This window comes from Rhodopirellula sp. UBA1907, assembly GCF_002337565.1.
Lineage (GTDB): Bacteria > Planctomycetota > Planctomycetia > Pirellulales > Pirellulaceae > Rhodopirellula > Rhodopirellula europaea.
The window spans coordinates 26,972-32,657 of the sequence record NZ_DDGH01000030.1; the positions used below are offsets into that span (position 1 = coordinate 26,972).

Annotated in this window: 1 protein-coding gene; it reads left to right on the forward strand. The window is 55.0% G+C overall.

The genetic code is table 11. From position 1 onward, the window contains the following. Positions 1-413: 413 nt before the first annotated feature. The coding region (locus B2R17_RS06430; RefSeq protein WP_286763326.1) for a DUF4347 domain-containing protein at positions 414-5,686 on the forward strand (5,273 nt) is incomplete at its 3' end.

The following is a 5,686-nucleotide window of genomic DNA, read 5'->3' on the forward strand; positions in this document are numbered from 1 at the left end:
CCGTCCGCCGTGGCTTGCGTGAGCGCAAGCCATCCATCTTGGCGGTCGTCGGTTTCACAATTTGTTTCATCAATTCGATCGGACAGATTGGATTTGAAGGAGGGTTCCTTCTGCAATCCAGACAAGGGGCATTTGGGAGATCGACCGGACTCAGTCACCGAATCAGCCGCAAAGAGGCATTCATCCTGCACGATCGGAACCGAGCGCCGAATGAGCGTTGCAAGCCTCACAGATTCTCCAGCTGAAAAAGAAAACTTGGATTCTCCAATCCGTTTTCACGGCCAGGTGGTGTTTTGTCGCCTACGTTTCGGCGGACGACCGGCCCACACCAATGGGTTGTACCGTGAACAGACGTGCCTCGAAGACGTTGTCCCTAGTTCGAGAGCCGTCGTGCGAGGTATCCAATGTCAAGAATGGCGAAACACTGGTGGCAGCGTTGCTGTCTGAGGGTGGATCACGTCGCGACTTTGGCACAGCAGTCCGTGCGGGCTCGTCGGCCGGTGGCATTGGGCAAACGATTGCCCAAGATCAGCACGCTCGAGCCAATGGTGTTGTTCAGTGCGACGCCGATTGATCCGGCCATGATGGACGCATCGGCAGGCGATGGTGCAGCTGCCGCCACGGTGATGGAAATTCCGTTGGATTCGGAAGCCGAATCGCAACAGAGCACCACTTCATCGAGTGTTCAGAATCCTGAGCAATCGGATTCTGTTGCCAGCGAAATCATCATCATCGATGCACTGACACCGGACCTGGAGGCGTTGCTGGAAGACCTTCGTTTGCATCGCGAAGGCAGCGAAGTGATCGTTCTGGATGCGGACCGGGATGGGATCACGCAGATCACTGAAATTTTGGAGTCAAGGACTAACGTTCGTTCGCTGCAAATCATTTCGCACGCCGAAGACTCCTCGGTTCGTTTGGGAAATCTATGGCTCGGGGCGGAGAACCTGGACGCCTACGTTGGTGAAATCGCGTCGTGGCAGCATGCGCTGACAACGGATGCGGACATTCTGTTTTATGGTTGTGATTTGGCGACCAATGCTGATGGCAGGACGCTGGTTGATTCTATCGCGGCGCTCACCGGTGCCGATGTCGCGGCCAGCGACGATGACACCGGCCACGCACGCTATGGTGCGGATTGGGATTTGGAATACGCGACCGGTGTCATTGATGCGGAAATCGTTGTCAGCGAATCATTCCAGGAGTCCTGGCAACACAAGCTCGCAACGATCACGGTGACGACTTGGGTCGACGAGTCTAACGACAATGGCGAAATGTCACTACGCGAAGCGATCACGCAAGCGAACGCAGGAGCCGGTGGCGACACCATTGTCTTTAGTGCATCGCTGGATACGTCGACTGTCTTCAAACTCACTCGTCAACAAACCGAAGATGACGCAAACTCCTATGGTGATCTAGACATTCTGAAGGATGTCACAATCGTCGGTCATGGAATCAACATCACCATCATCGACGCAGATGAATTGAGTCGGATCTTTGATGTTCGCGGTGGGACGCTGACTTTGTCGGATGTGACGTTGCAGGGCGGGAATGCCTCGGGCGAGATGGGCGGTGCGATCCGGGTTGAGGCTCCATCTGCTGGGCTGGTTTTGCAACGTGCTCTGTTGACCGACAACACCGCGACGGAAGGCGGAGCGATTGGCAACGAAGGTACCATCGAACTGACCGATGTTGCGATCATCGGCAACGGCGGTGTGAATGGCTACGCCACCAACACGGGCGGCGGTATCACGAACCGAGGAACCGCGACGTTGAACCGGGGCACCTTGTCGGGCAACGTGGCGACGGTTGGTGGTGCGATCTTTGTTGAATCCAGTGCAACTTCACTTTCATTGACGAACGTGACGGTCAGTGGCAACACCGGTGCCAATGCGGGCGGCGGCCTCTACACGAAGGTGAATGCGGATATCGTTCATTCCACATTCACTTTGAATTCATCCAACATTGGCGGGGGCATCTTCGTCGAAGCTGGTACGACGACCGTTGCCAACACGATCGTCTCCGGCAACACGGCCACCTCGAGCAACCCTGACGTCCACGGGGCATTCACCTCCAACGGCGGAAACCTCATCGGCGATGTTGGTTCGGCTTCCGGTTTTGGCAGCGATCTGGTTGGGGCAAACGTGGACCTGGGGGCAATCGCGAACAATGGTGGCTATGTCCAAACGCACAAGTTGCAGGGCAGCAGCGCAGCCATTGATGCAGCAAAACCGGAGGACGCGGTCGGCTCGGACGCTCGCGGGTACAGTTCGCTGGATGGACGTTATGACGCGGGTGCGTATCAAGCTCAGGGAGGCGTCGTCGATCGAGTTTTCTTCGTGGACACCGATAACAACAGGATTCAATCAACCAATCTTGCAGGCGGCGACACGCAGACAATTCTGACCGGAGTTCCGAAGGCACAGGATTTGTTCGTCGATTCGATCAATCAGCACATCTATTTTTCAGAACCCGACAACGACCGAATTCGCCGAGTCAACTTTGATGGAACGGGGTTGGTCGACGTTCTGACAGGATTGAACGAACCGAGAGCGATGGAGATCGATCTTCTCAATTCAAAGATTTACTGGGTTGAGGACGACGATTTTGAAAATCATGTCAAACGCGCGGATCTCGATGGCAATAATGTGGAGACTCTGCGGACGGAAACCGCGGGAGGACTGTATTTAACGAGACCCAACGACATTGAGTTGGATTTGGCGAACGGCCACATCTACTGGACCGACCAAATGCGCCGAACTCTCGAACGTATGGATCTCGACGGCTCCAGCAGAACAGTATTGTTCACTGCTTCAGATTCACTTACCGGTTTGGCAATCGATGTTGCCAACAACACGATTTATTATGCGATGGCAGGCGGAACGGACGAGATATGGCGTGCGGATTTAGATGGTGGCAATCGCAGTGTGTTCATCGATTCCGGTCTCAATAGCCCTGATGGGTTGGCGATCGATTTTGCCAATGGAACTCTCTTTTATACAGAGTCGCCGCAGGCGGGCATTGGCTTGGGTGCGTCACTTACCAATGAAGCCCCCGTTTCGTTTGGGTTCCAACCTAACGAAGTGGTTGAGAATACGAATACCGCTTCCGGATTGAGTGTCGGCACTTTAAGTGCCTTCGATATCAACGAAAACGAAACGTTTACTTACACGGTCACCGGTGGTGCCGATGCTGCGAAATTCTCGATCGGCGGCGGAAATTCAGACGAGTTGATTTTGACCGACGGCGTGTTGGACTTCGAAAGTCAGTCGTCCTACACCGTGGTTGTGGATGTCGAGGATGCGGAGGGCAATGCAGCCACGCAAACAATCACGATTCGAGTGGGGAACCAGTCGGAAATCGATGGTTTATGGTTCACCACTGACCACGATGTGAGCGAGTCGAGTGTTGCCGGTCTAACGAACTGGGGCGAAGACCAAGTCGTTCAAGTCAGCGACCCTGGATTGACGCTGGATGGCAATGGAGGCACGACTTCCGGATCCGCTTCCACAATCGGTTTCCGTTTGGAGAACTTTATCAGTGACACCGATGTCGGCATTTCCGGCATGCATGCGGTTTGGTCCGGTCTGAGCGTTGGGACGGGGGCGAATAGTTTCGAGTTGCTGGCCGGCGACCTGATCTTTTCGATCGACAAGAGCGGAATTGATTTTTCGAGCGAAACGGAACCCGACAAAGAGTTTGATCGGGAAGACGTGATCGTGTTCCGGGCATCCACGCCAGGCGACTACACCTCCGGTGACTTCTTCTTCTTGCTCGACAATCCGCTCAACGGAGATGACATTCGAGGCATCTCGCTGGTGGAGAACGAAGGCGGCGTCACCGTGGGCGACACGACGCTCGCCCAGGGCACGTTTCTGTTCTCTCATTCCGGTGGCAGCGAGCATGATCGTGTTATCACCTACCATGCCGATACGGTGGGTGAATCCAATACAACAGGCACCGAGACGGTTCTGATTGAAGGAAGCGATGGTGGAAATCTTGGGTTCACAGAGAAGATCGTTGGTTTGCATGTCGTTGAGTCCAGCACAACGATCGGGGGCGTCGCTGTCACGGCGGGCGATCTCTTGATCTCGGTCCATGCTGGAGGCGAAGCAAGCACAACCATTGGTGGCGTGACGGGAACCAACCAAGATGTCTTCCGCTTGACCATGACCTCCACTCGGATTGGCGGAAGCACTTCCGTGGCCAATGTCGAGTTGCTGTTCGATGGATCGGACGTTGGTTTGGATCAATTGGACGATCAAGAGATTAACTCACTGACTTTTGCTGTTGGAACTTCTCCCAACACGCCCATCGGAGCGGTTTCGGATGCCGATGCAGATCCCGACAGTGTCGACGAAGACGCTGAAATCGGAGACGCCGTTGGCATCCAGGCCTCCGCGACGGACGCGGATGGCGAAGCGGTGACTTACAGCTTGGTGAGTGATCCTGATTCCAAATTCGCCATTGATTCAAACACCGGAATTGTGACGCTGGCGGCCACGTTGGATTACGACGTGGAGACGGAGCACAGTTTTACGGTCCGCGCAACCAGTGCTGACTCCTCGTTTACCGAAGAGACCTTTACGGTTCAGGTCAACCAAGTGAATTCGGCTCCCACGATTTCGATCAACACCGTCCTGGGATCCATTTTGGAAGACGCGGATCTCAGTGGTGGCGTGCATGTTGCAAACGTTGTTTTGAACGATGACGGCATCGGCACGAACGGCTTCACGCTCACCGGTGACGATGCTGCTTTGTTCGAATTGCGAGACTCCAACACAAAACTGTATTTGAAGGACGGGGCTGCTCTCGATTTTGACACCAATAGCGTGCTGAACGTGAACGTGGTCGTTGATGACGCCGACGTTGGGGGAACCCCCGATGACACAAAGTCCTTTTCAATGAATGTCCTTGACGTGAACTCATCGCCGACGGTGAGCTTGAGTCCATCAGCAACGTCGATTCCGGAGTCCACCTCAACGGGTTCGCGAATCAAGATGGCGGACATCAACGTGGCTGATGACAACACGGGTACGAACGTCCTGTCCTTGTCGGGCGACGACGCGGCTTTGTTTGAGATCGACGGAACCGAGCTGTTTTTGAAGAGCGGCACAAACCTCGATTTCGAGACCGCACCGACTCTCACTGTGACAGTGAACGTGGATGATTCGTCCCTCGGCGCAGGAATTGATTCCTCGACGGACTTCACACTAACGATCACCGACGTCAACGAAGCTCCTTCGGTGAGTCTGTCCAATCAAATAACCACGGTCAGCGAAGGTGCGGACCTGTCCTCCGGCATGAAGGTCGCCGACATCGTCGTCACGGATGATGCACTGGGCACCGAAACGCTTGCGCTCGTCGGAGCCGATGCGGCCTTGTTCCGCATCGATGGCACGGAACTTTGGTTGGTCAACGACGCTGCGTTGGATTTCGATAGCAATGCGACGCTGGACGTGACAGTCGAAGTCTACGACGCGAGTTTGTCCGCCAGTGCTCTGGACAGCGTCGCTCATTCGATGTCCGTGACGGATGTGAACTCGTCGCCAACGGTGAGCCTGAGCCAAGCAGGAACTTCGCTTGCGGAAGACACCTCAACAGGCACACAAATCAAGATGGCGGACATCATCGTCACCGACGATGCCACGGGAACAAACGTGCTGTCTTTGTCAGGCGACGACGC